2 protein-coding genes and 1 pseudogene are annotated in these 4,860 nt (G+C 46.2%); all 3 read left to right on the top strand.

The window, feature by feature from the left end; all coding sequences use genetic code 11:
• Positions 1-2,991: efflux RND transporter permease subunit (locus tag V7D75_RS09495; RefSeq protein ID WP_333614367.1), on the top strand; the 2,991-nt coding region annotated here is incomplete at its 5' end.
• A 524-nt stretch (positions 2,992-3,515) separates the two neighbouring features.
• Positions 3,516-4,538 (top strand): DUF1852 domain-containing protein, encoded by a 1,023-nt coding sequence (locus V7D75_RS09500; RefSeq protein ID WP_333614368.1) that lies wholly within the window; start codon positions 3,516-3,518, stop codon positions 4,536-4,538.
• A gap of 98 nt (positions 4,539-4,636) precedes the next feature.
• Positions 4,637-4,860, top strand: a pseudogene (locus tag V7D75_RS09505) (methionine synthase); the annotation flags it as partial.

Here is a 4,860-nt window from a genome sequence, read left to right on the forward strand (position 1 = left end):
CCTGATATTGACCTGCCAGCGGTGGTGGTGACGGTGACCTTGCCGGGAGCCGCGCCCTCGCAGCTCGAAAACGACATTGCCAAAAAGATAGAAAATAAGCTCACCAGTATTGAGGGCGTTAAGCATATTCGTACCACCTTACAAACGGGTGCCGCGACTATGGTTACTGAGTTTGTCTTAGAAAAAGACATTCAAGAGGCGGTCGACGATGTGCGTTCGGCAGTCGGAGAAGTACGTGGCGATTTGCCAGCCGCGGCTAATGACCCTATTATTACCAAAGTCTCAACGGCCGGATTTCCCGTCGTTACCTATTCTGTTGCCTCTGAAAACATGAACGTCGAGGACTTATCTTGGTTCGTTGATGATACGGTCACCAAGCGTTTATCGGATATTCCAGGGGTCAGTACCGTCAGCCGTATCGGTGGTTTGCAGCGTGAAATTACCGTGGCCGCCGACCCAATTGCATTGAGCGGTTTGAAATATCCCATCGCCCAGTTATCGGAACAAATCACTGGTATTCAACAAGACAGCTCAGGCGGTGAAGCGGAAGTAGGCAAAACCACCCAGACCATTCGTGTGCTTGGGGCGGTTGAACGTGCCAGTGATTTGAACAATTTACAAGTCGCGGTGCCGACAGGTGGTACGCAAGCGCTTGGACGTATGGCGCAAATTACCGATGGCGCTGCTGACCCAAGCTCGATTGCTAAGCTTGATGGGCAAACAGTGGTCGCATTTAATATCACCCGTTCGCGCGGTGCCAGTGAGGTTGAGGTGATGGAGCTGGTTGACGCCGAGCTTGCCAAGCTGTCCGCCGATGTTGGTAATATCGATATTGAAAAAGTCTATGATCGTGCCACGCCAATCGCCGAGGATTATCAAGCGTCGTTACGCATGCTAATAGAAGGCGGTTTGCTTGCCGTCGTCGTGGTGTTTTTATTTTTACGCAATATCCGCGCGACTTTTGTGGCGGCTGTAGCGTTGCCGTTGTCCGTCATTCCTACTTTTTTAGGTATGTACTTATTTGGCTTTAGTCTTAATATTATCTCGTTATTAGCATTGTCATTGGTCATCGGCGTCTTAGTCGATGATGCGATTGTAGAAGTCGAAAATATTATCCGCCATTTGCGCATGGGCAAGACGCCTTATGAAGCGGCGATGGAAGCAGCTGATGAGATTGGTTTAGCAGTCGTCGCGACCACATTTACTCTCATTGCGGTATTTTTACCAACGGCCTTTATGGGCGGGATTGTCGGGCAGTTCTTTCGTCAGTTCGGGTGGACTGCAGCATTATCGATATTTGCGTCGTTAATGGTCGCGCGTCTAATCACCCCGATGATGGCCGCTTATATATTGCGACCAGAAAAAAAGCACGTTGAAAAACAAAGCGCGCTCATGGATTGGTATTTAAAAGTGGTCTCTTGGACGCTGCATCATCGCTGGATTACCATGGGTGCGACATTACTCTTGTTTGTAGCATCACTTGCCTTGGTGAAATTACTACCAACGTCCTTTATTCCTGATAATGATATTGACCAGACGCGGGTTGAGATTGAGCTGACCCCTGATGTAGCGCTTGAAGATACTGAGCGTGTCGCTGCACTGGCAAGTGAGCGTATTTTAGCCATGCCTGAAGTGAGCCATATTTTTACCTCAGTAGGCGAAGCACAAGAATCTATGGGTCCTAGTTCTGGCTCAGGTAGCGGCAAAACTGAAAATATCGCAGGCTTAGATATCGTACTTGCCCCGCGTGCAGAGCGTGCCTCTAAGCAAGAGATTGAACGCCAGATAAGTAGTATGCTCTCAGAAGTACCGGGCGCACGCTTTACGGTTGGTTTATCGAGTGGCGGTGAGACCGGTTATAATTTTTCTTTGACCAGTACCGACCCGCGCTTGCTCGAGCAAACCGCGCAGCAAATAATGACAGAGATTCGCGCGTTACCTAGTGCTGGTGCTGTCACCAGTGATCGCAGTCTACCGCGCCAAGAGCTGACGGTAACTCCAGACAGACTGGCGATGGCGGATAAAGGCGTGACCACGCAAGATATCGCCACCACCTTACGTGTAGCGACCGTTGGTGACTATGAGCAGCGGTTATCTAAGCTCAATCTCGATACACGCCAGATTCCTATCGTGGTGCGTCTGCCAGATGTTGCCAAACAAAATGTCAGCCAATTAGAAGGCTTATATGTGCCAAGCGCCTTACCGCCGGGACAAGGTGTACGTGTTGGTGAGGTGGCATCGTTAAACTTTGGTACCGGACCTGCGCAAATCAGCCGCCTCGATCGTGAGCGGGCGATTAGTATCACGGTTCAGCCTGCCAATGGTGAGCTTGGGGACTTGGTGCAAGCGGTTAAAGCCATACCCAGTATGCAGCAGCTGCCGGCCTCTATTACCATTATTGACCAAGGACAAGCCGAGAATATGGCTGAGCTATTTAGTGGCTTTGTTATTGCGATGTCGGTTGGTGTGGTTTGTATCTTAGGTGTGCTGATTTTATTATTTGGTCGTATATTGCAGCCCTTTACCATTTTGATGGCTCTGCCGCTGTCTATCGGTGGCGCTTTTGTCGGCTTAGTGATTACCAAAAGTAGTCTGTCGATGCCATCGATGATTGGTTTTATCATGTTGATGGGCATCGCCACCAAAAACTCTATCTTATTAGTCGATTACGCTTTGATTGCTCAGCGCCGAGGTTTGGCGCGTTTTGATGCCATTATCGATTCTTGTCGTAAGCGTGCGCGGCCGATTATCATGACCACCATTGCGATGGGCGCTGGCATGTTGCCATTGGTCTTTGGTTGGGGCGATGCCGATCCTACCTTCCGTCGTCCGATGGCTGCAGCGGTACTGGGTGGTTTGGTCACCTCAACCCTATTAAGCCTCGTAGTCATTCCCGTGGTTTATACTTTGATGGACGACTTATCAGGATGGTTTGGCAAATGGTTGATACCGCATGGTAAAGAGAAGGAAAGCGTCGTTGTTGAAAAGTAGTCAATGCTGGTAAAGCTGCTGGGTCAATCAAATAGGAATTGGTTGATCTAGGGGTTTGCACCCTGTTAATCATAAGGATTAGGATTAGGATTACTATCGACTATTTTAGAATATTGCCTAAACTTAAGGCATAGCACAAGTTAAAGCCATGCTGACTACAACATATCTAAAAACCTAACCGCAAGCATGGCTGTTAATATAAAAATTAGAGTGCTCACGCATAATGCCTGCCAGAGAAATTTTTTATCATCCATAATTAACTACCTTACATTCTTTTATGTGAATATAACACGTTAATTATTTTCTAATGCAAAAAAATCACTCAAAATATCATTATTCATAAAACCTTCTGCCACGCTCCTAGTTATCAAGTCCTATTCCATAACCTTGTCTTATCAACGTGAATTTAACTCATCTTAAATTTAAATAGTATCATTTTTATTCATGATTGCGTTCGGGTATGATTTATCTCATACACAAATTTGGTTTTATCTCACACTATAAGAATAGGGTAGCGGATTATCATGAGTAAACAATTTACATATTCCATCTCGAGCATTCGTTTTGATGAAAACTATCATCCGGCAGATAGCACACGTCTGACCACGAACTTTGCCAATTTGGCGCGCGGTGAGCAGCGTAAAGAAAATCTGCAAAAAACGTTAACAATGATCAATAATCGTTTTAACGCCTTGGCGCATTGGGATAACCCGACCGCCGACCGTTACTCTGTTGAAGTTGATATTATTTCAGCAGATTTAGATATCGAAGGTAATGGCGATACTTTTCCGGTCATCGAAACGCTAAAAACCACGATCGTCGACCATAAAGACAATACCCGTATCGACGGTATGATTGGTAACAGTTTCTCCTCTTACGTGCGCGATTATGACTTTAGCGTTGTCCTATTAGAGCATTTTGATAAAAACCCTACATTGCCACCGCCGACAGATTTTGGTGACTTACATGGCAAACTTTTTCAGTATTTATTGAATTCAGAAGCCTATCAAGCCAACTTTACCAAACAGCCGGTGATTTGCCTGAGTGTATCGACCAGTAAAACCTATCATCGTACGATTAACCAACATCCGGTGTTAGGGGTTGAATACCGACAAGACGAATATTCTTTAACTGACGATTATTTTCATAAAATGGGCTTAGCCGTGCGCTATTTTATGCCGGCCGGTAGTGTCGCACCTTTAGCCTTTTATTTTGCCGGTGATTTGCTGAGTGATTACACCGACCTTGAGCTTATCAGTGCGATTGCGACCATGGAAACTTTTCAAAAGATTTATCGCCCTGAAATTTATAATGCCAACTCGACGGCAGGTCAGGTATATCAGCCCAGTTTAAACTATCAAGATTATTCCCTCACGCAAATCGTTTATGACCGCGAAGAGCGTAGCCAAATGGCCGTGAAGCAAGGTAAGTTTACGGAAGAACACTTTATCAAGCCTTACCAAGCGATTCTTGAAGAGTGGGCGGCAAGCTATGAGGTGAATGAGAATGTGGTAGACGCATGTGCGGATAAAGAATACGCCGCCTAACTATTTTCAACCTAGATGCGTTCAACCTAGATGCGTTTAACCTAGATGCGTTCAATTTAGCCGAAATGAGAACACCAAAAAATAAGAAGACAAATCCTATGACACTATTATTACCGACACAAAGATTATTACCGACATCAACCGCGGGCAGCTTGCCAAAACCGTCTTGGCTCGCTGAACCTGAAAAAATTTGGTCACCTTGGGCTTTAGAAGGCGAGCAACTGCTTGAAGCCAAACAAGATGCGCTACGGGTGTCATTGCAAGAGCAATTGCAGGCAGGGATTGATATTGTCAGTGATGGTGAACAGACGCGTCAGCATTT

The sequence above is a fragment of the Psychrobacter sp. genome (assembly GCF_036731945.1).
In the GTDB taxonomy this organism is placed as follows: Bacteria; Pseudomonadota; Gammaproteobacteria; order Pseudomonadales; family Moraxellaceae; genus Psychrobacter.